At 60.2% G+C, this 22,377-nt stretch carries 29 protein-coding genes and 2 tRNA genes; 16 read left to right on the forward strand and 15 right to left on the reverse strand.

Features of this window, described 5'->3' with window-relative positions; translation table 11 throughout:
• Positions 1–470 precede the first annotated feature (470 nt).
• The 10 genes from MCRY_RS20695 to MCRY_RS20740 all read right to left on the reverse strand — a co-directional run bounded on the left by MCRY_RS20695 (position 471) and on the right by MCRY_RS20740 (position 10,160).
• The gene (locus tag MCRY_RS20695; RefSeq protein ID WP_085633431.1) at positions 471–2,084 is read right to left on the reverse strand and encodes an FGGY-family carbohydrate kinase; all 1,614 of its coding nucleotides are present in this window, start codon (positions 2,082–2,084) and stop codon (positions 471–473) included.
• Positions 2,081–2,806, reverse strand: coding sequence for an SDR family oxidoreductase (locus tag MCRY_RS20700; RefSeq protein ID WP_085633433.1), 726 nt, complete (start codon positions 2,804–2,806; stop codon positions 2,081–2,083). The genes MCRY_RS20695 and MCRY_RS20700 overlap by 4 nt, the downstream gene beginning before the upstream one ends.
• Positions 2,807–2,819: 13 nt before the next feature.
• Complete coding sequence (locus MCRY_RS20705) at positions 2,820–3,632, reverse strand: sugar phosphate isomerase/epimerase family protein (protein WP_244897944.1); 813 nt, start codon at positions 3,630–3,632, stop codon at positions 2,820–2,822.
• A 32-nt stretch (positions 3,633–3,664) separates the two neighbouring features.
• Positions 3,665–4,432 (reverse strand): SDR family NAD(P)-dependent oxidoreductase, encoded by a 768-nt coding sequence (locus MCRY_RS20710; RefSeq protein WP_085633436.1) that lies wholly within the window; start codon positions 4,430–4,432, stop codon positions 3,665–3,667.
• 3 nt (positions 4,433–4,435) lie between these two features.
• Positions 4,436–4,981, reverse strand: a complete 546-nt coding sequence (locus MCRY_RS20715) for an SIS domain-containing protein (protein ID WP_085633438.1) — start codon at positions 4,979–4,981, stop codon at positions 4,436–4,438.
• Complete coding sequence (locus tag MCRY_RS20720) at positions 4,978–6,015, reverse strand: NAD(P)-dependent alcohol dehydrogenase (RefSeq protein ID WP_085633439.1); 1,038 nt, start codon at positions 6,013–6,015, stop codon at positions 4,978–4,980. The genes MCRY_RS20715 and MCRY_RS20720 overlap by 4 nt, the downstream gene beginning before the upstream one ends.
• Entirely contained in the window at positions 6,006–6,995 is a 990-nt protein-coding gene (locus MCRY_RS20725; protein WP_085633441.1) for a sugar-binding transcriptional regulator, read from the reverse strand. The genes MCRY_RS20720 and MCRY_RS20725 overlap by 10 nt, the downstream gene beginning before the upstream one ends.
• 63 nt (positions 6,996–7,058) lie before the next feature.
• Positions 7,059–7,877 carry a carbohydrate ABC transporter permease gene (locus MCRY_RS20730; protein WP_085633443.1) on the reverse strand — a complete coding sequence of 273 codons (819 nt, stop codon included), beginning with the start codon at positions 7,875–7,877 and terminating at the stop codon, positions 7,059–7,061.
• A 3-nt stretch (positions 7,878–7,880) separates the two neighbouring features.
• On the reverse strand, positions 7,881–8,747 hold the full coding sequence (locus MCRY_RS20735) for a carbohydrate ABC transporter permease (RefSeq protein ID WP_085633445.1): 867 nt from the start codon (positions 8,745–8,747) through the stop codon (positions 7,881–7,883).
• Positions 8,748–8,816: 69 nt separating this feature from the next.
• Positions 8,817–10,160, reverse strand: a complete 1,344-nt coding sequence (locus MCRY_RS20740; protein ID WP_085633447.1) for an ABC transporter substrate-binding protein — start codon at positions 10,158–10,160, stop codon at positions 8,817–8,819.
• Positions 10,161–10,315: 155 nt separating this feature from the next.
• Here MCRY_RS20740 and MCRY_RS20745 point away from each other — a divergent pair, with 155 nt between their 5' ends.
• The 4 genes from MCRY_RS20745 (at position 10,316) to MCRY_RS20760 (ending at position 14,489) form a co-directional block, all read left to right on the forward strand.
• Positions 10,316–11,332, forward strand: a complete 1,017-nt coding sequence (locus MCRY_RS20745) for an ABC transporter ATP-binding protein (protein ID WP_085633449.1) — start codon at positions 10,316–10,318, stop codon at positions 11,330–11,332.
• A gap of 11 nt (positions 11,333–11,343) precedes the next feature.
• Entirely contained in the window at positions 11,344–12,075 is a 732-nt protein-coding gene (locus MCRY_RS20750) for an HAD family hydrolase (protein WP_085633451.1), read from the forward strand.
• A 43-nt stretch (positions 12,076–12,118) separates the two neighbouring features.
• The gene (gene xylB / locus MCRY_RS20755) at positions 12,119–13,585 is read left to right on the forward strand and encodes a xylulokinase (protein WP_085633453.1); all 1,467 of its coding nucleotides are present in this window, start codon (positions 12,119–12,121) and stop codon (positions 13,583–13,585) included.
• A gap of 694 nt (positions 13,586–14,279) precedes the next feature.
• The gene (locus MCRY_RS20760) at positions 14,280–14,489 is read left to right on the forward strand and encodes a DUF7220 family protein (RefSeq protein ID WP_085633455.1); all 210 of its coding nucleotides are present in this window, start codon (positions 14,280–14,282) and stop codon (positions 14,487–14,489) included.
• Between the two features lie 9 nt (positions 14,490–14,498).
• Here MCRY_RS20760 and MCRY_RS20765 read toward each other — a convergent pair whose 3' ends face one another.
• From MCRY_RS20765 to MCRY_RS20775, 3 genes are all read right to left on the reverse strand, one after another.
• Complete coding sequence (locus MCRY_RS20765) at positions 14,499–15,047, reverse strand: DUF3489 domain-containing protein (RefSeq protein ID WP_085633457.1); 549 nt, start codon at positions 15,045–15,047, stop codon at positions 14,499–14,501.
• A 107-nt stretch (positions 15,048–15,154) separates the two neighbouring features.
• Positions 15,155–15,240, reverse strand: a tRNA-Leu gene (locus tag MCRY_RS20770).
• A 3-nt stretch (positions 15,241–15,243) separates the two neighbouring features.
• Positions 15,244–15,320, reverse strand: a tRNA-Ile gene (locus tag MCRY_RS20775).
• Between the two features lie 42 nt (positions 15,321–15,362).
• Here MCRY_RS20775 and MCRY_RS20780 point away from each other — a divergent pair.
• The gene (locus tag MCRY_RS20780) at positions 15,363–15,902 is read left to right on the forward strand and encodes a hypothetical protein (RefSeq protein WP_085633459.1); all 540 of its coding nucleotides are present in this window, start codon (positions 15,363–15,365) and stop codon (positions 15,900–15,902) included.
• Positions 15,903–15,915: 13 nt separating this feature from the next.
• Here MCRY_RS20780 and MCRY_RS20785 read toward each other — a convergent pair whose 3' ends face one another.
• Positions 15,916–16,098: a hypothetical protein gene (locus tag MCRY_RS20785; protein WP_139834144.1), complete on the reverse strand. Its 183-nt coding sequence runs from the start codon at positions 16,096–16,098 to the stop codon at positions 15,916–15,918.
• Between the two features lie 60 nt (positions 16,099–16,158).
• Complete coding sequence (locus MCRY_RS20790; RefSeq protein ID WP_139834145.1) at positions 16,159–16,476, reverse strand: hypothetical protein; 318 nt, start codon at positions 16,474–16,476, stop codon at positions 16,159–16,161.
• Between the two features lie 134 nt (positions 16,477–16,610).
• Between MCRY_RS20790 and MCRY_RS20795 the strand changes: the two genes are divergently transcribed.
• From MCRY_RS20795 to MCRY_RS20850, 11 genes are all read left to right on the forward strand, one after another.
• Complete coding sequence (locus MCRY_RS20795; RefSeq protein WP_085633465.1) at positions 16,611–16,868, forward strand: hypothetical protein; 258 nt, start codon at positions 16,611–16,613, stop codon at positions 16,866–16,868.
• A 224-nt stretch (positions 16,869–17,092) separates the two neighbouring features.
• Positions 17,093–18,412, forward strand: a complete 1,320-nt coding sequence (locus MCRY_RS20800; RefSeq protein WP_085633466.1) for a site-specific DNA-methyltransferase — start codon at positions 17,093–17,095, stop codon at positions 18,410–18,412.
• Between the two features lie 495 nt (positions 18,413–18,907).
• Positions 18,908–19,174: a hypothetical protein gene (locus MCRY_RS20810; protein WP_085633470.1), complete on the forward strand. Its 267-nt coding sequence runs from the start codon at positions 18,908–18,910 to the stop codon at positions 19,172–19,174.
• Between the two features lie 95 nt (positions 19,175–19,269).
• A complete protein-coding gene (locus tag MCRY_RS20815) occupies positions 19,270–19,593 on the forward strand; it encodes a hypothetical protein (RefSeq protein WP_085633472.1) in 324 nt (107 codons plus the stop codon).
• Between the two features lie 8 nt (positions 19,594–19,601).
• A complete protein-coding gene (locus tag MCRY_RS20820) occupies positions 19,602–19,838 on the forward strand; it encodes a hypothetical protein (RefSeq protein ID WP_244897945.1) in 237 nt (78 codons plus the stop codon).
• Between the two features lie 122 nt (positions 19,839–19,960).
• Complete coding sequence (locus MCRY_RS20825) at positions 19,961–20,167, forward strand: hypothetical protein (RefSeq protein ID WP_085633474.1); 207 nt, start codon at positions 19,961–19,963, stop codon at positions 20,165–20,167.
• 89 nt (positions 20,168–20,256) lie between these two features.
• Complete coding sequence (locus tag MCRY_RS20830; RefSeq protein WP_085633476.1) at positions 20,257–20,478, forward strand: hypothetical protein; 222 nt, start codon at positions 20,257–20,259, stop codon at positions 20,476–20,478.
• A 35-nt stretch (positions 20,479–20,513) separates the two neighbouring features.
• Entirely contained in the window at positions 20,514–20,723 is a 210-nt protein-coding gene (locus tag MCRY_RS20835; RefSeq protein WP_139834146.1) for a hypothetical protein, read from the forward strand.
• Positions 20,724–20,817: 94 nt separating this feature from the next.
• A complete protein-coding gene (locus MCRY_RS20840; protein ID WP_085633480.1) occupies positions 20,818–21,213 on the forward strand; it encodes a hypothetical protein in 396 nt (131 codons plus the stop codon).
• 108 nt (positions 21,214–21,321) lie between these two features.
• On the forward strand, positions 21,322–21,819 hold the full coding sequence (locus MCRY_RS20845; RefSeq protein WP_085633482.1) for a hypothetical protein: 498 nt from the start codon (positions 21,322–21,324) through the stop codon (positions 21,817–21,819).
• On the forward strand, positions 21,725–22,377 hold a 653-nt coding region (locus MCRY_RS20850), incomplete at its 3' end, for a phage terminase large subunit family protein (protein ID WP_176234541.1). The genes MCRY_RS20845 and MCRY_RS20850, both read left to right, overlap by 95 nt.

Raw genomic sequence — 22,377 nt, forward strand, 5'->3', positions numbered from 1 at the left:
GGGGAGGTTACAGGCAATATGCCGAAATGCCAGCCGTGGGAGCAAAACAAGCCATAGGGTGGAAACGCGTGATCGGCCCGGTGCGGATCTTCGAACAAGGTGCGGCTAATGGCGGGTCAGAGCCCAACCTGTGAATTCGTTCTTCTCACTGCGAGCGCACGCAGCGTAAATATTGCTGCAGGTGCGCGGTTGCGGTCGCTGTTTAGGGGCGGGAAAACCGGCCGTTCGCGCGCAACTGGGAGCGGCTGGGCAACTATCACGTTTCAGACACTTTTTCGGTGGAGATCGCTGAATTCAAGTTCTTTTCTACGCTCCTCGGAAAACCTTGGACAGCGGCTCGCCCCCATCCCTCGCGCTTTGGTCAATTCCGGGCGTTCGTACCGAACGGCAGCCGTCAAGAATTGTGAACGCGCAAGGCAACTCTCTTGAGCCCAAATGGATATTACGAGTTAACCCTCATCGCGCCGATACTAACCAAAAAGAGCCCTTCCCAAGTGATGTTCGGCTGCTTGGAGGATTTTGAATGCCTCGAAGCGCGCTTGGTGGTGACGTGATGGCGGTGCGCCGGCAGGTGAAAAACGCTCTGCAATCGAGGACATTTCCTCCATCGCGTCTTTCAGCGTTGCGAAATGACGGGCACCGACCGCACCGAGCATGGCAGCACCAAGCAGGACCGGCTCTGGGGTGGTCGTGGACAGGACGGGCAGACCGCTTGCATCGGCAAGCAACTGTTTGACCGTGGCGGTTCGTCCGGCGCCGCCGCTTATGGCGATCGCTTTTGGGCAAATGCCTTGCTCTGACTGAGCTTCCAATATCTGGCGCAAGCCATACCCGATGCCGGTGATAGCGGCGACGTAGGTGGCGATCAGATCGTCGACATCCGATCGCAATGTCAGGCCAGCGATTACGGCGGTTGCTTCAGGATTGGCAAAGGGCGCGCGGTTTCCCAGAAAATCCGGAACGATCACGCGGCGGCCCGCCAGATAGACGGCATCGCTGATGCAGGGCGCGCGGCGGACGACTTCACCGGAGAGATAGTCCTGCAATGACAGGCCAGCCTTGGAGGCCAGCGCCTCTGCTGCCTCTCTGGCAGGGTGCGTCCGGATTAGATGCGCGATCGCCTCGCCCGCTGCGGATTGTCCGCCTTCCGAGAGCCACAGCCCTGGCACCATGGCCGAATAATAGGGCCCCCAGACGCCCGGTACCATATGCGGCTTGGTGGAACTGGCCATCGTGCAAGCGGAGGTGCCGAAGACATAGGCCATGGTTTGCTCAGGGCCCGCGTCAGGATCGGCGCCGACCGTGCCAATGCCACCTGCATGCGCGTCAATCAAAGCTGCTCCGACAGGCGTTCCCGGGCGCAAGCCCATTTCTGCGGCCGCAGCCGCGGTCAACCCGTTACCAACTGCCTCACCCGGGGGGACAATGTGCTGGCCAATGCGGGCAAACGCCTCGGCCGCAATGTCACCCAGACCAATTTGATTGAAGTAGCTCGCATCCCACCGATTTTCATGTGCCAGATAGGTCCATTTGCAGGTCACTGTGCAGGCCGAACGGGTCAGCGAAGCTGTAGCGGCCCATGTCAGGTAGTCGGGCAGGTCAAAAAAATGCCCTGCGGCGTGGAATGCGTCCGGCATGTTTTCCTTGAGCCAGAGCAGCTTGGGGGTCTGCATTTCTGGCGAGATACGCCCGCCGACATAGTCCAGCACGGGGTGGCCCTGTGCGTTGATCCGGGCGGCTTGACCTTTGGCGCGGTGATCCATCCAAACGATAACGTTGCGTTCGGGGGCGCGGGTCTCACTGATGCTGAGCGGGCGCATGTCGCGGTCGAGGACGACCATCGAGCAGGCGGCATCGAACCCAACGCCCGCCACCTGATCGGGCGCAATTCCTGACACCGAAACGGCCGTCTTCACGCAGGCGCAGACGGCAGTCCAGATGTCATCCGAAGATTGCTCGGCGACATCACCCTCGCGCCACATATTTATGCCTTGGGCGTGGCTGGCCAGCAGCGTCCCGCTTGCGTCGAAAACACCGGCGCGCGCGCTGCCGGTGCCGACATCGACCCCTACGAACGCTGTCACAAGTCCACCGCGTTTGGAAGTAGAACAAGGTCGCGGATGGTGACGTTGGGCGGACGCGTGAGCATGAAGACGACGCAATCGGCGACTTCTGCGGGTTGCATCAGACTGCCTTCGGCAAGGGCCTGCTCCATCTTGGCCTTGGGCCAGTCGTCGAGAAGCGCCGTGACCACGGGGCCCGGCAGGACCGCCCCCACACGCACCCCATGTTTCGACATTTGCCTTCTCACCGTGTGGGTGAATGCCTGCACGGCATGTTTGGAGGCCGTGTAAATTGGCTCCCATACAACGGGGATCACACCTGCAATTGAACTGGTGAGGATCACATCGCCCGACCCTTGCCGGGCCAGATGGGGCAGCACCGCTTGGACCGACCGGAACGCCGCGTTGATGTTGAGGTTCAGCATACGGTCCCAGGCATCCGGATCAGCCTCCAGCACATCGCCGCCGACATAGGCACCCGCATTGGCATGGAATACGTCAAGCCGTCCGGCCGCGTCAAGAATGGCTGGCAGCATGCTTGCTACGCTGTCCTTGTCCGTCAGGTCTGTCACAACGGGCATTGCTGAGGGGCCAAGATCGGCACAGACACGGTCGAGCGCAGCCCTGTCCCGATCCACCAGCGCAACGCGTGCGTCGGCGTCAATGCAGGCCTTCGCGCAGGCCAGACCGATGCCTGATGCCGCCCCCGTTATCGCAACAACTTTCCCCGCCAAATCGGCCATGCGCCAGCTCCCTTCAAATTAAACCGTACTGCCGCGCTTTACCGCGCAAAAACGGCAGGCCGTCGCCGACAACCTGCTCTGCGCTCTCTGCGACAGGCCGCCAGACGGAAAGGCCATAGGCAATTTCAGGCGGCATGTTGATAAAGCTTTCCATCGCGAGGCCCCCGTCGAACCCAATCGCAGCAAGGGCCACGAAGATCTCGTCCCAATCGCACGTTCCCGCACCAGGCGTTCCGCGATCGGACTCGGATAGGTGAATGTAGCGCAGATGATCTCGGCCCTGCAGGATGCCGTTGCCTGCGCCTTTTTCCTCGATGTTCATGTGGTAGGTATCGAGGTGGAGAAACATGTTTTCCGCCCCGATCCGCTCGATCATTGCGACCCCTTGCGCGGCGGTATTGATCAGGTGGGTTTCGTAGCGGTTCACGGGCTCGATACCGAAGGCGAGTCCCACGTCAGCCGCCAGTCTTGCCGCCTGTTCCAGAACGCGGGCAACATTGTCGAGCTCGGAATCCGTCGGCGGCAGGCCCGACCGCTCGCCGATACCGCCATATGTAACACCAGTCAGTGCCGTTGCCCCGAGACCTGCGGTCTTTTCGATCGCCAGCCGCAGGAAATCCTTCGCACCTTCCGGATTGCGGGACGCCCAGACTGCCTCTGGCAGTCCAAGAGAGCAGACGGCAGGCAGTTCGGCCTCTTCCAGCAGGCGACGTCCAAGCGCAGCATCTATCGCGGTCGGGTCAAGGAGCGCGATCTCGAGGAAATCAATCCCCGACACCTTCGCCGCCGCAATGGCGCGTGCAGCACCCTCCGCGTCCCAGGACATGGTCCACATGCTGGTATGAACGCCGAATCCCTTCATATGCTGGAATATCCGCCTTCGATCATCATGATCGCGCCGTTCACGAGGTCTGAGGCCGGCGAAGCGAGATATAGCGCCATATCCGCGATCTCGACCGGCTCACCAAAGCGGCCAAGCGGGGTTTTTGCGATCATCGGGTCCCGTCTTTCCGGTGCGGCCCATTGTTCCTTGCCCATTTTGGTCAGAACCACCGTCGGACAAATGGCATTGACCTGCACGTTATACGGAGCGGCCTCGACCATCAGGGATTTCGTCAATGCATTAAGGCCGCCCTTTGATGAGGCGTAAGCCGCATGGTCCTGCAGTGCGATCACCCCGGTCTGCGACGAGAGGTTGATGATCTTCCCGGACCGGCGCGCCATCATTCCGGGCAGGAGCGCCTTGGACAGAATGAACGGTGCCGTCAGGTTGACTGCCAGGGTGCGGTGCCAGTCGTCCAGACCATAGCCGACCACCGGCGCATTGAGGGCGATCCCGGCGGAATTCACCAATATGTCGATCTGCCCGAATTCGGAAAGCGCCTGATCAGCCACCGCCTGTGCCTGCTCCGGGTCCGCCAGATCGCCCGTGATCACGGCAAACCGGTTTCCGTGTTCCGCAACCCTCTCGCGAAGTTCAGCCAGGCGATCCTTATCACGCCCATGCGCCGCAACATCCGCGCCCGCATCTGCAAAGACTTCTGTAATGGCAGTCCCGATGCCCGATGAAGCCCCTGTGACAAGCGCTTTCTTGCCTGCAAGACTAAAACGCTCTTTCCAATTCATGGCTCACTCCAGGTTAGTGTGGTTGGCGCGCATCTCGCTGGGCGCAACGCCAAGGTGGTCGCGAAGATCCAGCACCAGCACTTCGAAGAACAGAAACATTAAAGCTTCATACAGCGATCCCATCGGCAGGATCGACGTCGCCTGCGCGTCCGATGCCATGGTCTGTGCTGGCAGGTGAATGCTGAGATCCGCTTGGCCAGGGACAGCACCATCCGGCTCCGCCGTGAAGCAGATCACCCAGGCGCCCGCCGAGCGGGCAACTCCCGCAAGCGCGGCAACTGTTGAAAAAGTCCCAGGTCCGGCGCTCAAAAGGAGAACGTCGCCAGACCCTACGGGCGGTGTGGTCATGTCGCCGACCACGTGCACGTCGCATCCAAGGTGAAAGAGCCGCATTGCCAGCGCCTTCATCATCAGCCCTTCGCGCCCCACGCCGTGGCAAACGATCCGGCGGGACTGTGCCAGCACTTCGACCAATTCAGGGATTTGGCCCAGCACCGCCTCCGATAGGCCAGGTCGCAATTCCGAGAGAATCTGCTGGGCGCGGCTCATCTCAGCTTTACCTGAATTTTCACGTCTGTCGGGCGCGCCTCGACCGCGCGATCAAACGCCGCGATGCTGTCCTCAAAGGCAAAGGTTTCCGAGATCAGCGGTTTTAGGTTGACCTTGCCGGAGCCAAGCAGCGCAATGGCCCGATCATACATGTTGGCGTAACGGAACACGGTTTCCATACGGATCTCCTTGGACTGCGCCAAAACGAGGTCCACCGGAACAGGCTCCACGGGCATGCCGACCCAGACAACGCATCCCGCGGGGGCTACCACATCCAGAGCGGTCTGGATTGAGGCCGCGGCACCTGCACATTCAAAGACCACATCGGCGCCCCAGCCTTCGGTTGCATCGCGGAGGACGCGTGCGGGGTCGTCCCGCGGGATCAGAACAGGTTCGATATTGTCATAGCTTGCGGCAACGGCAAGCTTATCTTCCACCAGATCGGCGATGTACACTTTGGCACAGCCCCCGGCCAGTGCAGCAAGCGCTGTCAAGATTCCGATCGGCCCAGCCCCTGTCACAAAAGCGACGTCCCCGGGTTTGATCCGCGCGCGCGCGGCTGCCTGCATCCCGATAGCAAACGGTTCTACCATCGCGCCTTCGGCAAAGCTGACGTGACCCGGAATCGGATATGTGAACGCTGCAGGATGCACGACAGCAGGTGTCAGACAGCCATGAACCGGCGGCGTCGCCCAGAACAGAACGTCAGGGTCAACGTTATAGACCCCCAGCTTCGCGGCTTTTGATGCAGGATTGGGAATGCCCGGCTCCATGCAGACGCGGTCCCCTACCTTCAGGTGGCGCACATCCGCGCCAACCTCGGACACGACACCTGCGGCCTCGTGGCCGAGCACCATAGGCTCTCTGACGACGAAGGGACCGATCTTGCCATGGGTGTAATAATGCACGTCGCTGCCGCAGACACCGACCGTATCGACTTCGATCCGCACATCGCCCGGACCAAGCCTGTCCGGCAGCTCTATGTCACGCAGCGCAAGGCGACGCTTCTCTTCAAGCACCAGAGCTATTGCCATCCTTCACTCCCTATCTTTCTTCGCTCGATGAGCGCACGCGCGGTGTTTTCGTCCGTCACCAGCGTGTCCACGAATCCCCGCGCAAGGGCGGCGCCGATGATCGGCACCTTCTGCGTCCCGCCTGCCGCCAGAATGACGTTCTTGATATGCGCCATCTCATCAAGAGTCAGGCCGATCACCTGTCCGTTCAACGGGTGATCGATCAGATTGCCGTCCGCGTCGAGAATATGACCGGTGATGTCGCCAACTCCCCCGAGGGCTATCAACTCTTCCGGAGTGATCCCGCGCGGCAGGGCGTCTCGGACGAGCAGCGAGGTCTCGAGGTTGCCCGTCGCCAGCGCAATCGCGTCGCAGGACGAGATTTTTTCCAGCATCTCACGGATCACGTCTTGCTCAAGGAACATGGCCTGGCTGTCCCGGCTTCCAGCGTAGAGTGGTGCGGGAAACAGGCTGTGCTGGGCGTTGCAAAGGTCGGCGAGGCGGGTTGTGATCTCGAAACCGTTGACGTCAGAACCGCGAGACACGCCGCCCATGATCGACACGATCTCGAGGTCCTTGCGGTCAAGCGGTTGCATGTGCCGGGTGGCAAGGTTCAGCGTGTTTCCCCAGGACATGCCGAATTGCTTGATCTGGTCATCTTGGAGAAGCTCGCTCAGATGTGCGCCAAGCCCTGCCGCCACGAGCGGGGTGACCGAGGCCTCCTTCTGCGGCGAAGGGACGACCACCGCCTTGCCGAGTTTAAATTTGTCCTGCAGTTCCCATTCCAATTGGGCCGCCGCTGCATAGACGGAGTCGACGCTCACCCGGATGATGCCGCGACGGCGCGCTTCATTCAGGCTTTTGTTGACACGCAAACGGGTGATACCAAAACGCTCAGCCGCGTCCGCCTGTGTCATCCCCTCGACTTCGCAGGCCCAGGCAAGGCGGACCAGAAGTTGCTCTTCCGGGTCGATCTGTTCGAGTTTGACATAACGTGACATCGGCGGCCCCTCAGTTTCGAAGGTCGGACCAGAAAGTCATTGGAAAAAACAGACTGCAATCGGTCATTTCACAGCACCCATCGTCAGACCACGCACCAGTTGCTTGGACGCGATCAGTGCAAAGATCAGCACAGGGATCACGATCAGGGTCGAGGTCGCCATGATCTTGCCGTAGGGCAGATTGTAGCCTTCCATGAAGGACACCGCCATTGCGGGAGCAGTCTTGGCTTCAGTCCGGGTCAAGATCAGGCCGAACATCAACTCGTTCCAAGAGAAAATGAACGAAAAGATCGCCGAGACCGCGACGCCGGGCATGGCTAAAGGCAAGCAGATCTTTCGCATGATCGTGAACTGTGATGCGCCTTCCAGCCGCGCGGCCTCGTCCAGATCATAGGGGATTCCCCTAAATTGGTCGGTGACGATCCAGATCACGATGGGAAGATTGAAGGTAAGATAGATCAGAATGAGCGTGATGTGCTTGTCCAGCAGCCCGAGATTTCGCGCAATCAGGAAGAAAGGCAAAGCGAGCACGATGGGCGACACCATCCGGTTGGTGATGAACCAGAACCACAGGTCTTTCTTGCCCCGGAACTCGAACCGCGCGAGGGCAAAGGCCGCCGGCACGCCCAGGATCAGCGCAAGCACTGTCGTACTCACAGCAATCACCAGCGAGTTGAGCAATGTCCGCAGCACACCGTCTTCGAAAAGGGCCTCGCGGTAGTTGTCGAGTGTCGGTTCGAAAACCCAGACCGGCGGCGCTTCAAGCGCCACGATCTGGGTTTTCAGCGAGGTTGTGACCATCCAGTAAAACGGGAAGACGCAGACCATGATGATGACCACCAGCAAAGCGATCTGGGTCCAGAGGGAGCGTGTCGATGTCATGGCTCAAACCTCTTTGTAAAAGACGCGGATGTAGATCTGCGCGAGGATGATGGTGATGATCAGCAGGATGATCGCCTGCGCGGAGGCAAGCCCCTGATCGAAGCCCCGGAAGCCAACCCGCTGGATCATCAGCGAAATAAACTCGGTCGATGATCCCGGGCCGCCCCGTGTCAGGGTAAAGACCATGTCGAACAGCTTGAGCGTATCCGCCGTGCGCAGGATCAGGACAGCGACCAGCCCTGGCAGCAGGAATGGCAGCTGAACATAGCGCAGCACAGTCCATTTCGACTTGGTCTCAAGTCGCGCGGCCTCTTCCACTTCGCCGGGCACCATTGTCAGGCCCGCCAGCAGGACCAGCGCCACAAAGGGGGTCCACTGCCAGACGTCCCAAAAGATGATCATCGCGAAGGCGTTTTCTGGATCGCCGATCCAGTTGATATCGGCACCGCCCAACAACTGGTTCACAACACCAAATTTCTGATTGAACATGACCTGCCCCAACAGACCCACGACCGCATATGTGGTGGCCATCGGCAGGACGAGACTAAGACGGCACAGCGTCTTAATCAATGTCAGCCCCGGCTGGTGCAACACCAACGCAATCATCAGGCCCAGGGCAATTTGCAGCGGCAGCGCAGTGCCGAGTAGGAAGAACGTCCGGCCCATCGCCTGCCAGAACACACCATCGGTAAGGACGGTCATGTAGTTCTCAAGCCCGATGAATTCGACGCGTTTTAGCTTGGTCAGGTTGTAGAAGTGAAGTGAGGTCCAGACAGCATAAAGCAGCGGCGCGATGCCAACCACTGCAAGGCCAATGACCGCAGGCCCGATAAACCCAAAAACGGTTTTGCGGGATACCTGTCCGCGCATGTCTCATCCTCCCTGAACCCCATTTGGGGAACCGGGGGCGATTGTTTTCGTCCCCGGTTGTTGTCTACGTTACTGGGCCAAAGGCTTGTCGCCGGAGTAGTAGCCGGCCGATTCCAGCACAGCTTCCATCCGTGTCCCGATTTCTTCCGCGCCCTCCACAGTCGTGACTTCACCAAGCATCATCTTGGTACCCCACTCCTGCACGATCTCCGTGATCTCGGGCCACTCGGCAAAGCGCGGACGGAACTCGGGCACACCGTCCTGCCAGCTTTCGACCAGCGCCGGCACGAACTTGAATGCCTCCAGACCGTCCTGCTCATAGACTGATTGACGGGCGGGCACGCCGCCGCGTTCCAGATACTCGCGCGCGTTCTCGGCAGAGGTTGCCCACTGGATGAACAGATAAGCAGCCGCCTGCTCCGCCTCATCCGCCTGGGATGCCACCGCCATCGAGAAGCCACCCAGCGCCGGCTTGCGGCCAGCAGGTCCCATCGGCTCGGGCGCGATTTCAACGCAGTCCGCGACTTTCGACGTATCAGCCGACACAACGGAAGAATAGAACGCCGACCATTCGGTGATCATCGCCACATCGCCCTGACTGAAGGCGTTCACAGTCTCGGCGTGGTCGTAGGCCACGATCCCGTCAGGCATGTACTGCATGAGCTCCTGGCGGAACTGCAGTCCGGCTTGGCTTTCTTCGCTCAGCAGGTTTGAGCGGAAGTTCTCATCAAGAAAGGACCCGCCGAAGGGCCACAAAACGCGGGCGAAGCTGTCGGCTGACTGGGTTTCATTCCGCTTGGATTGCAGAGCGAAGGCGTATTTGCCATCTTTGGTCAGCGCCGGGCCGTATACGTCCTTCAATTCCTGCCAGGTTGATGGCGGGCCATCGAAGCCAGCATCCTCCAGCATGCAGCGATTGTAGAACATCAGTCCGGAGTAGTTATCGACCGGCAGCCCATAAATTGTATCGTTCCAGCCGCCAAAAGCATTCAGCACCAGCGGGAAAAAGTCGTCTATGTCGAGCGCGGGATCCATGATGTCAGGAAACTTAGCCTGCACATCGGCCAGCGGCAGCACCCACTCATTTTCAGCAAAGTTACCCATCCAGACAAGGTCGATAAGCGCGATATCAAGGTCGCCACCGGCGACGAAATCGCGCACCTGCTCGCCCAGAGCGTTTTCATACGGGTGCTTGATAATGTTGACCTTGATGCCGGTTTCTTCTTCGAAAGCAGGCAGCATCGCCTCTATGGCTTCATAGCCGGGACGCAGCAGGAACACGACGTCGACGGTCGTGCCAGCGTAAGGCTTTGCTGCGTCTGCCAGGCTCCAGCCATGGCCGCCCGCGATAGCGCCGGTCGCCATCAGGCTGGTTACGGCGGTGGCGCCGAGCAGGTTTCTTAATGTCTTCATGTTCAGGATCCTCCCAGTTCATGGATTGCGGGCAATCTTTTGCATCGCCATAGATACAAAAGTATGTTTCCGACTTGAAAGTCAATACATTTGTTTGTATCAAGATGCAAATGTATTGACGCCGCTGCTTTTGCGGATTTGGGGAGGACGCCAACATGGCCGGCATAAGGATCGAAAATCTTAACAAATTTTACGGCAAGACTCAGGCGCTGTTCGATGTGAACCTGGATATTGACGACGGCGAATTCGTCGTCTTCGTCGGCCCGTCAGGCTGCGGGAAATCGACATTGCTGCGCACGCTCGCCGGGCTGGAAGCAGCCGACTCGGGCACGATCATGATCGACGATCGCGATGTAACCACCGCGGAACCCGCTGACCGCGAACTTTCCATGGTATTTCAATCATACGCGCTCTATCCCCACATGTCCGTTCGTGAAAACATGGATTTCGGCATGAAGGTCAATGGTTACGACGAACAAGAGCGCAAGGACCGAATCGCCGAGGCCGCGCGCATCCTGCAACTGGAAGACTACCTTGAACGCAAACCCAGCCAACTTTCGGGCGGCCAGCGGCAGCGCGTCGCCATCGGACGCGCTATCGTCAAGAACCCGAAAGTCTTCCTGTTTGACGAACCTCTGTCCAACCTCGACGCAAAGCTGCGGGTGCAGATGCGCGTCGAACTGGAGGGGCTCCACAAACAGCTTGCCGCCACGATGATCTACGTGACCCACGATCAGGTCGAGGCAATGACCATGGCCGACAAGATCGTTGTGCTGAACGCCGGCCGGATCGAACAGGTCGGCTCCCCGATGGAATTGTATCACAAGCCGAAATCCCGCTTTGTCGCCGAGTTCATCGGGTCTCCTGCAATGAACGTCTTTGCGCCCGGGGCCGAACTGTCCGATCTGCATCTATCGCGCGACGCCGCCTATATCGGATGCCGGCCCGAACACCTGGAACTGCGCGCCAGCGGGCAGGGATATGCGGATGCAACAGTGAAGGTGAAAGAGCAGCTCGGCGGCGAAAGTCTTCTTTACCTCGCGACATATGCAGGCCAGGAGATCATCGCAAAAGTAAGTGGCGAAGACGAAACCGCCGTCGGGGACACGGTAAGCATCTTTATTCCATCCAATCGCCTGCATCAGTTCAATGATGCGGGGAACGCGATCTAGGGGCGGGGACTGTGTCTGAACACCGCGCGGCAGGTCATGAGAGCGCTCGGTCAAGGTTTGTCCAGCTGGTCGGCGCGGCTGACCTCGTCATTTTCGATTTTGACGGGGTGATCTCGGACAGCGAAGTCATATCGCTCACCACGCTGCGGGAAACGCTCAACGCTTTCGGGCTTGATCTGAGCGCCGAAGATACCCGCGAAATGTTTCTGGGCACGTCGCTCAAAACGATTGCGGCTCACGTTGCTGAACATGGTACCGGCGATACCGACGCGTTTGCCGTGCAATGGGAAAGCGTGCTTTTCGACCGCTTCAGGGCAGAGCTTCGACCTGTCCCGCATGTACTCGACCTGGTCGACCGGTTGCAGCAGAGCGGCACGGCTTTTTGCATCGCGTCGAGCAGCACTTTCAATCGTATCGATATCGCTTTGGATGCAATGGGCGTGACGGACCGCTTTGCGCATATCTTCAGCGCCCAGCAGGTCGCCCGTGGCAAGCCTGCGCCTGACCTGTTCGAATATGCCGCGTGCAAGATGGGTGTGACGCCAGCGGCCTGTCTAGTCGTCGAGGATTCTCCGCACGGCGTGCGCGCCGCCGGAGCAGCGGGAATGTCCGCAGTCGGATTTTCGGGTGGGCAACATTTGATCGATTCGCAGGCTGAGCACGGTGCGGCTCTTCTGGCGGCGGGGGCCGAATTCGTCTTGCCGTCGTTCGAAGGTTTTGCACGAATGGACATAATAAGCTGACTAGCCCTATTGGCAAAACAGCCGGCTCAAGGGAGGTAATCGCATGTGTTACTTAGGCATTGATTTGGGCACGTCCGGCCTGCGCGCGCTACTTTTGTCCGAAGGCGGCAAAGTCATCGGCGCGGCGGAACAATCCTACACATCGCAGCACCCGCAGTCAGGCTGGAGCGAACAGGATCCCGCCAAATGGACCGAGGCGCTTGATGCCGCCGTGCACGAGTTGCGCGAACGGTTCCCCGCGTTTGCCGACCTCAAGGGGATCGGGGTTGCCGGTCACATGCACGGAGCGACGCTGCTGGATGAAACCGGCGCGGTGATCCGCCCCTGTATCCTATGGAATGACACCCGGTCACATGCCGAAGCGCGGCAACTGGATGAGATGCGGGGTGTACGAAGTCTGTCCGGAAACATCGTCTTTCCGGGGTTCACCGCGCCAAAACTGCTCTGGGTCAAGCGCCATGAACCCGAGAATTTCGCGCGGATCGCCAAAGTTCTGCTGCCAGCGGCCTATCTGAATTTCTACCTGACCGGTGACATGATCGCCGACAGATCCGACAGTGCAGGCACCTCCTGGCTCGACGTGGCGGCGCGCGATTGGTCGAAATCGCTCCTCGACGCAGGCGAGATGCGGCTGGACCAGATGCCCCGCCTCGTTGACGGGTCCCAGGCCGCCGGGACATTGTCGCCCGCGCTTGCACGAAGCTGGGGGGTAAGCGCCGACGTAACCGTGGCCGGGGGCGCGGGCGACAATGCCGCGGCCGCCTGCGGGATCGGCGCGCTTAATGACGGTGACGCATTTTTGTCACTGGGAACGTCGGGGGTCCTTCTCGCTGCCCGGACAACCTGTCGACCGGATCCGGATTCCGCTTTGCACACGTTCTGCCACGCTGTGCCGGATCGCTGGTATCAGATGGGTGTGATGCTGTCGGCGACCGATAGTCTCAACTGGCTTGCCTCGATCACCGGCTCCACGGCGCCTGCGCTGACTGGAGCCTTGGGCGATGATCTCCGTCCGCCTGGCAACACGCTGTTCCTGCCATATCTGTCCGGCGAGCGGACGCCTCACAACGATGCCGATATTCGCGGCAGCTTTCTGGGGCTGGGGGTCGGCACGGGCGTCACGGACATGACACAAGCGGTTCTGGAAGGCGTGGCATTCGGCTTGCGCGATTCCCTGGAGGCATTCAAGGCGAATGGCTCCAGCCTGTCGCGTCTGCTCGCGATCGGCGGCGGTGCCCAATCGACCTATTGGCTGAAACTGATCGCGACAGCGCTTAATGTTACGCTGGAGCGGCCCCAGGACGGCGAGTTCGGCGCGGCAATGGGCGCTGCGCGCCTAGCCGTGATGGCGCACACCGGCGCAGTATCGGAGGACGTGCTGACGAAACCAGAAATCGCTGAGATAATTCAGCCCGTTTCTGAGCTCAAAGATCAGCATGACGCGGCTTATGAGACCTTCAAAGCAGCCTATCCGATGGTAAAAGCAGCCCAGAGGTCGAACAAAAAATGACCAAGTTTCCCCAACTTGGATTCTCGGGTTTGGGGCGTCGTCGACCCAAGAAGGTCGACATGCCCCGATTGCCCAAAGTGTAACTGTCCTTGATGTTGTTTACGGCTTCAAACTCCGCTACCAAATGCCAGACCTCTTCGCTGTCCTTGTAATTGACTGATGAGGCTTATCAATCGCAGAAACTGGATGATATAGACTTGTCCCCCATTTGAGTTGCTCGACAAGACAGCGCTGAATTGACAGTTCCACCCTCGACCGACTCCTCTATTCCGAAAGGCTTCTTCGGAAACTGCGCTGCATCGCGACAAGGAAAAAGCTGCGCATGCGAAACAATGCTGCGTCAGCAGTAGCCGCGGGTGCGCAAGTCCGGCATGTCCGCACCGTGCCAGTTCATGCCCGGCGCAGCGAACGACAGCTTGCCGCCCGTCTTGCGTGGCGCATTTTCTATTTTGCGGACCTCAAATCGCTGCAACTTGAAAAGTGACTCCGATTCACATTGAGGGTTTACAAGCTGCCCCCCTTGACGTACCCCTTGATCATCGAAGGTTTGCGCCTGGATGAAAGTTCACCCGGGCGCTTTTTCTTTGGAACCATGGTCGCGCGCTGGGCACCGCGTCAGCTCGCCCGCAAATGCGCCGCGATCGTCTTAACCGACTTTGTCCTAAGACCAATCACTTTGTCCTAAGACTAATCCATGCCCCAATCTCGCCGCGTGTCGCCTCTTCAGGCGGTGTGCAACGTTGTCGTTGGTTACGTGCTGGCCATGCTGACACAGATGATCGTGTTCCCGTGGTTTGGGTTGGCGGCGAGCCTGCAGGACAACCTCGCCATTGGCGCAGCCTTTGTCGGCGTTTCATTGATCCGCGGCTATGCGCTGCGCCGCGTGTTTGAACGCTGGCGATAATTGATACCGTCACGCAGACGGCAACCTGTACACGGTCCCCCTACCCTGTTCTTTCTGCGAGATGATCGGGAGACCAAGGCGTTTCTTCAGCGCGGACGAAATCACCGCGCGCGCCGTGTGCGGCAACCACGCCGTAGCCGCAACGATCTCCTTGATGGACGCGCCGTCGGGGCGTTGCAGCATCTCGATCACCTGAGCCTGCTTGGTGCCGGCGCGCTGGGCGGGAGTGTCGGACGCGCTGGGCGCGACCTTCTGTGTGCGGGCTTTTCGCGCGGACGCTGTGACTTGCGCCACAACCGGCTCAATGCCGATGGCTTCAAGTCCGGACGCGGTGACCACCAGCGTGGTGCCATGGCCATCCCCGGTCTCGCGCCAGAGCGGCTCACCCTTGCGCAGGTCTGCATCGACCTCTTCAAGCCAACCGCGGTCGGTCATCATCGTGACGACCTTCTTGGCGGCTGCGCCATGCAGCCCGTCGGGCAGCGGCATGGCCAGGTTGCCTGGGCGTTTCGCGGCCCGGTTGAGGATAAGGCTCTGGGTATCGGTGAGTTTGGGCATCTTGTCCTCCGGTCGTAAGGGACAGCGCGTCGCGCGCTGCCTTCTACCAGATGGAGCCCGCAGTTGGGCGGGCGGGACCTCAGAGGGGCTCACACAAACAACCAACTTGGTGCCCGCGGCCGGACTCGAACCGGCACGGCCATACGGCCTGGAGATTTTAAGTCTCCTGTGTCTACCATTTCACCACGCGGGCACGTGGTAGGCCCGGCAGGACTCGAACCTGCAACCAAAGCGTTATGAGCGCTCTGCTCTAACCAATTGAGCTACAGGCCCGCCATCGCGTTGTTGCGGAAACGCATTTGAAAGGCAACCGGGATGAACGTCATTCTGCGCGATCTGGACCAGACTCGTTTGCATTTCGAAGCGGCCATCCACCGGGTCGGCGAACAGGCTGCCACACGCGCCTTCAACCGGGCGCTCAACAGCGAGGGAGACAAGGTCCGCACGCACGTGCACCGTGCCCTGCGCAAACAGACCGGCGCAAAAGCCGCGCTGATCAACCGCGAGACGCGCACGATCCGGTCAACCTTTGCAAACCTTACCTACACGATCGAGGCGCGTGGGGATTACCTCGGTCTGTCGCATTTCAGCCCACGGCAGTTCGGCTACGGGGTTCGTGCCAAACCCTGGGGACGGTGGCAACGGTTCAAGAGCGCGTTCCTCGTCGGCTCTCTCGGCAACAACGCCTTTGTGCGTCAGAGCAAGGCCAGGTTTCCGATCAAGAAGATGTTCGGCCCGGCGATCCCAAAGGAGATGGTACAGGATGCAGCACGCGCGGCATTCGAGGCCGCGCAGCCAAACGTGCTGGCAGAGGCCACACGCCAATTGAAAATGCTGCTGGAGGCGCCGAACTGACGCTTTGTGGGGATCAGCCGACCAGCATGTCAGGGGTCACGCACACTTCATAGTCTGTATGCCACACGGTCCCGTCGGGACAACCTAATGGTCCCTGCTCGTCGTAGGGGCACAGCCCATTGGCATGTGCCGTAGTCGCAGCAAAGACCACAGCAATCGAAATCAAGGCTTTTGCCCATAAAACCAAGTGTGTCATCAGAACCTCCATCAGCGTGGCTGATAGGATGCTAGCCCTATGGGACAGTCTGTCGACCAATCAACACGTCATATGCGCGATGGTGCCCATCATGTAATCCCGGCTATAGCGGAGCGTCTGTACGCGCGGATCACTAGCCGACCTGCGCATGACTGTGTCGTAATCGGTCAGGCAGATGATCTGGGCACCGTTGTGAACGATGTCGAAATTGCGGCCCTGCAGAAACGCCTCATGAAACGCATCCGCAAGGTGTTCAGAGGGAAAGTTGAGGATCGTGGTTGTGCCGCCGGCTGTGTTTTGCAGCCCGTAGCAAACCACCTTTTCGCGCTCGAACGTGAAATTGGCGAACTCAAGCGCGCTTTCTACAAACTCTGTCATCCAAGACCCCTCATCTGTGATGACCAAGCCTGAGACCACATTGCCGTCAGACCAAGGGCGCAATGCTCATGTTAAGCGCACCGTCTGCTGAACCGCTTAATTTTCGGGCAATATAACACCGTTGGAGCCAATCAATGCGCAACACCTTCTCAATCAGCCTCGATCACGGGCAGACGCCCGAGGGTCTGAGGGCGACCGTCGCCTCCACGCCCCACCCCTTGGGTCCCTTCCAGGGGTTTGATCTCATGCGGGGCCGCCGCCTCGCGGAATTTGCGCGTTTTTTATTTTTTGAAAAATCCATTTCGCTTCGTTTCAAACGGGGTCCGATGACGGGTTTTCAATGGCTTAGGTCTCAAATTGGCGAAATGCCCCCCACTGGTTTCGCCAATTGAAACTGCGATCTTGTTCGGTTCAGAGCGGGTCTGACCGAATGTTTTCAATGGCTTAGGAGTCGATTTGACGAACAGTCGGCGCTGCAAAACAGCGTGTTTTTTGCATCGAATACCCGCGTGATGCGTCGCAGGACTGGCGCATCACTACCCCAGATTGATTAACCTAACTCCGGCCCCGTTTCGGTTCGCCGGCCCAGTTTTCGCACCCAAAGAGCAGGTCTCAGATGACAGCTGATGCAGAACACACCGCCCGGGCCTGGCCCGCGGCGCAGGTCGAAATGTGGCAGGTCGCCGATCTCGTGCCCTATGCCCGCAATGCCCGGCAGCACCCGGCGGACCAGATCGACCAGATTGCGGCGTCCATGCAGCGGTTCGGGTTCACCATCCCGATGCTGGTGGCGGAGGATGGCACGATCATCGCGGGTCACGGGCGACTGATGGCGGCGGCACAGCTGGGCCTCGCTGAAGTGCCGGTTATGGTGGCCCGTGGCTGGACGGAGGAAGACCGACGGCTCTACACGCTGGCGGACAACCGGTTAGCCGAGATCGCCGAGTGGGACCCGGAGATGCTCCGTCTGGAGATCGAGGACCTGCGATCAGAGTTTGGGATCGAGGATTTCGGGATGATCGGGTTCAGCGCGGACGACCTGGCAGAGATGCTGCCGGACGCCCTGGTGGAGACCACAGGCGGCTTGACCGATCCGGACGATGTGCCGGAGCTGCCAGAAACTCCTGTGACACGGCCGGGTGAAGTGTGGATCCTTGGCGCGCACCGGCTGCTCTGCGGCGACAGCACCGTGGCGACCGATGTCGAAAAGGTTCTGGGGCCTGTCAAACCTCTGCTCATGTGCACCGATCCGCCCTATGGCGTGGACTACGATCCGGCCTGGCGGAATACCGCAGGCGCGGCCAAAACCAAGCGGACGGGCAAAGTGCTGAATGACGACCGGGCCGATTGGCGCGAGGCCTGGGCGCTCTTTCCCGGCGATGTGGGTTATGTTTGGCACGGCGCCTTGCACGCCGCGACCGTGGCCGAAAGCCTTGAGGCCTGCGGATTTGCCATCCGCTCCCAGATCATCTGGGCCAAGGAGCGGCTTGTTCTGAGCCGCGGTGATTACCACTGGCAGCACGAGCCGTGCTGGTACGCGGTCCGCACCTCCGGCAAGGGTCATTGGTCGGGGGATCGCAAGCAGACCACCCTGTGGCACATCTCCAGCAAGGATCAGGATGCCAGCACCATCCACGGCACCCAGAAGCCTGTGGCCTGTATGCGTCGCCCCATCGAGAACAACTCGAGCCCGGGTCAGGCCGTCTACGAGCCGTTCATGGGATCAGGCACCACGCTGATCGCTGCCGAGATGACCGGGCGGGTGTGTTACGGGATCGAATTGAACCCGGCCTATGTCGATGTTGCCATCACACGTTGGCAGGATTTCACCGGAGAGGTGGCCGTGTTGGAAAGCACCGGACAGACGTTTGGCACACGGTCTGGCGCGAAGGGCGCCACCGATGAGGACACGGACGCCGAAGCCGACCCCGGGTAAGATGATGATAGAGAGGTTGGACACAATGCCGACAAAAAAGGGGCCAGCACGAAGCTGGCCCAGTGAGGTGCGATGTCAGCGCAGGCAAGCGCTGACTGAGGCAGGTTTCAGACAAGGCAGTGATGTCTGAGACACCACCAAAACAATCCGACGACTTCCAGGTTTCAACCGGCAAAACACAACATGTAGTGATCACCCTGCAATCCTCCTCATAATGCGGCAATTATATCGCATTTACCCCAAAGTGGCAGAAACGAATGATTTTAACGACCTTCTTTCGCTTCATTCTGCGACTTCGATTGTTTTGGAAAAGCTTCAAATAGAGCACTGATATGCTGGCGAATCCTGTGGATACCCCCTGCAAAACGATCAATGATGAGTGCCGAAACAGCCTTTGACGGCATCCCCTTCTCCGCGTCTGCCCGGCCCCTCCGGGCTTGCGGCAGTAGCAGCGGCGCGATCTGCGTGGCGCAACGCAACAGCGAGGAGAGACCCATGCTTGGTATCACTGGTACAAATCTCAGCCTGCACATCATTGAATTCCCGTCCGGTCGCTTTGGCTATGTCGGGTCCGTGCCCACAGACCTCTGCGACCAGGTCCCCGCAGACCGCGCTGCCATCCTTGGGCAGCGGGCGTTCAGCGACCCGAAAACCAACCAAAGCATGATGTGGAAAGCCCCCAGCTTCGCAACGCTCGAGGATGCAATCGCCCACGCGAAGGATCGTGGTCACAGCCCCATGTGGAAGAACGAGCCGCAGTGATCTGCCCGTCCTTCCCACCGACAGCCCGGCTCGTCCGGGCTTGCGGGGGTAGAAGGCCGCGCCGTCGCGGGGTCAGCATACCGGAGGGCACCGACGTGACCACCAACACACCGAACACCGTAACTATCAAAGGTGACACCTACGAGACCGTGACCACACACGCGCTGCAGATCGGCGACGTGATCCGCGCCGAGGGCGCCCTGCTCGAGCCGCGCACCCGCAACGAGGGGCCTGACAGGGTCAACAACAACGCATCCGGCAACGTTGTCTGGCTGCGCGGATACACGATCAGTGATGAGTTCGGCGCCATCCCCAAAAGCTGGCTGACCCGGGACGAGGACGGCGAAGGATACTGGCTCGTGCAGGGCAATGGCCGGGCAACATGGCTGCGGTTGGTGCCGCAGACCGCTCGCCCGTGACAGGCGCCATGATCGATCACACCCTTGGAAAGGCTGACATGACCATGACACCCAAGCATCCGCACATCACCGTTCCGCTCACCGGCGAGGATGGCAACGCCTTTGCCGTCCTCGGGCGCTGCCGCAAGGCCGCCCGCGAAGCCGGGTTGCGCGACAGCGAGATCAACGCCTTCGTCACCGAGGCCACCGCAGGCGATTACGACCACCTGCTGCAAACCGCCCTGCGCTGGTTCGATGTGCTCTGATCGAACAATCACCCGCCAAGATCAGCAATCTTATGAGGCTGAATTCTCTACACTATCGGGTTCGACAGAGCGAACATGATGGTCCTTCGCCGGAAACGGCTCCCAAACCCGGAGGACTTGACATGACCCTGACACCTGAAGCCCTCGCCCCGATCGCAGCGCAGATGCGCATGCCGCCTGAAGCTTTGATCGCTCTGCCCACCGCCGTCGAGGTCTTCGCCAAGAAAGCGGACATGCCGATCACGAAGATGCTTGCCGAACTCACGGTGAACACCCCCCTGCGGGACTACCTCGCAGAGATTTGCATCGAAACCTACACGGCCGCCTGACCCTTGGCGTGCGTCAACAGCCCGGACCTCCGGGCTCGCGGCGGTAGAAGGCCCGCGATGGACGCGGCGCACGAACAGGAGACACCGACATGCAAGTCACCATTCGCTTTGCAAACCCGCGCACCGCACACGACAGCGTCGAGCGTGCCCTTGGCAGCATCCTTCTGGAGACCGAAGCCAAGACCGCAAACCGCTTGATCGGAGGCTTTTACTTCGACACCGAACGCGACCCACAGGACATCTTTGACGACTTCATGGCTGATGGGTTCGAGAAAGAGGACTTCGCCAGCATCGAGTTTGCATGGTCCTGATCGCGCCACGCGGAGTTCATCAACGGGAGAAGGCCATGACCAACACGATCGACACGCTCGCCGCCAACATGCCAGACACGATCACTGCAGAGGGCAAAACCTTCTATCGGACAAAGTATACAGGCACGTCCCTGCCCGCCTGCCCATTTGGCCCGGGGCACACCACGCATGAATACTGGATCGGAACTGACGACGATAGCCTGCGCCTTTACGCCATTAGCCCCACTCAATTCTGGATCGATTAGTCCCGCTGTGATGACGCCCCCTGCCCGGCTGGTCCGGGCTTGCGGCGGTAGAAGGCGCGCATGGCGCGCGCCATGATCACTGGGAGACACCCAAATGACCAACCGCACCATTCTGCCCAGCCAGAACACGGCCTACGGGTTTTACGGCACTGTCACGACCTGCCCGCTGCGCGACTGCACCAGCGCTACATTCTGGACGTTGGCCAGCACCCTGATCGCCGAGGCGGTCAACGCCCAAGGCGAGGCCGAGATGATCGGCGTCCGCGATTTCCTCGACAGTAAGATGGGACGGCACTTCGCCGATGAGGTCATCGACACCCTGCGCTCTGGCGAGACCAACACCACGGCCGCCCTCGAGACCACGATCGACATCTGGCAGCGCCGCGGCATCTCGGCCCAGACCGAGGCCAGCCACGGCATCCCCGAAGGACTGCCCCATCTCGATGGCTGGGTCACGCATTACGCCATTCTGGCTGAAACCGACCTCTGACGCTGGCGCCCGCTCTGGAACTGGCCGCAGCCCTGCATGCGGGGCGCGGCCCTGCAGGAAGGGCTGCGGCTGTCTTGTGATCTCGCTCCCTGTTGGAGGCTATGACCCATGTCCACATCCCGCCCCCGAGGCCAGACTATCACCGTCTCGCAAGCGGCCGCCCTGCTGGGGCGCTCCGATCGCTGGGTACGGGGTCTGGTCAAGGCAGGGTATATCGAACGTGCCAATCGCGGCGAATACACCTTGGTCGCGGTCATCCGCGGGGCGCTGGCCTATTACGAAGACCAGATCACCAAGAACAACAAGGCGGCAGCCGCTACACGCGCTTCGGAGGCGCGCACCCGCGAGATCGAATTGCGCATTCAGGAACGCAGTCGCGAGTTGATCGCCATGGAGGATGCCCGGGCAGTCATTGGCGAAATGGCCGCTCTTGTCCGGGCCGAACTTGCCGGTCTTGCAGCGCGCTATACACGGGACATGGAGGCGCGACGGGTGCTTGAAGAGGTGATTGATGACGCCCTCGAGCGCATTGCAGGCGGAGCGGAAAAAGCTGGCGCAGCTTTGGGCGCTGATCGCAGCGATCTGGAGGCCGAGCGAGAAGCGTGACCCGGCCGATTGGGCGGCGGTCCACCGGATTTACCCTGAGACGGCGGGTATTCCCGGCCCCCGGGATCCCGGTCTGACACCTTACATGATCCCTTGGTCCTCGGCGGTGCATCGGGGCGGCTACCGCCGGGCGGTGGCGGTGACCTCGGCGCAGTCGGGCAAGACCGACAGCATGCTGGACATCATCGGCGCACGGCTCGACCAGCGCCCGGCGCCGATCCTCTATGTGGGTCCAACAAAGGAGTTTCTGACCGACCAGTTCGAGCCGCGGCTGATGGCACTTCTGGATGAGGCCGACACACTGGCCAACAAGGTGGTGCGCGGCCGCCGAATGAAGAAGACGCTCAAACACGTGGCTGGCGTACGCCTGCGCCTCGCCCATGCTGGCTCGTCCACGGCGCTGAAGTCGGATCCAGCCGCGCTGGCACTGATCGACGAATACGATGAGATGATGGCCAGTGTAAAAGGCCAAGGGGATGTGCTGGGTCTGGTAGAGGCCCGCGGCGAGACGTACGCGGATTTTGTCACCGCGATCACCAGCACACCGGCGCGGGGCCT

Source organism: Marivita cryptomonadis (genome assembly GCF_002115725.1).
GTDB classification, from domain to species: domain Bacteria; phylum Pseudomonadota; class Alphaproteobacteria; order Rhodobacterales; family Rhodobacteraceae; genus Marivita; species Marivita cryptomonadis.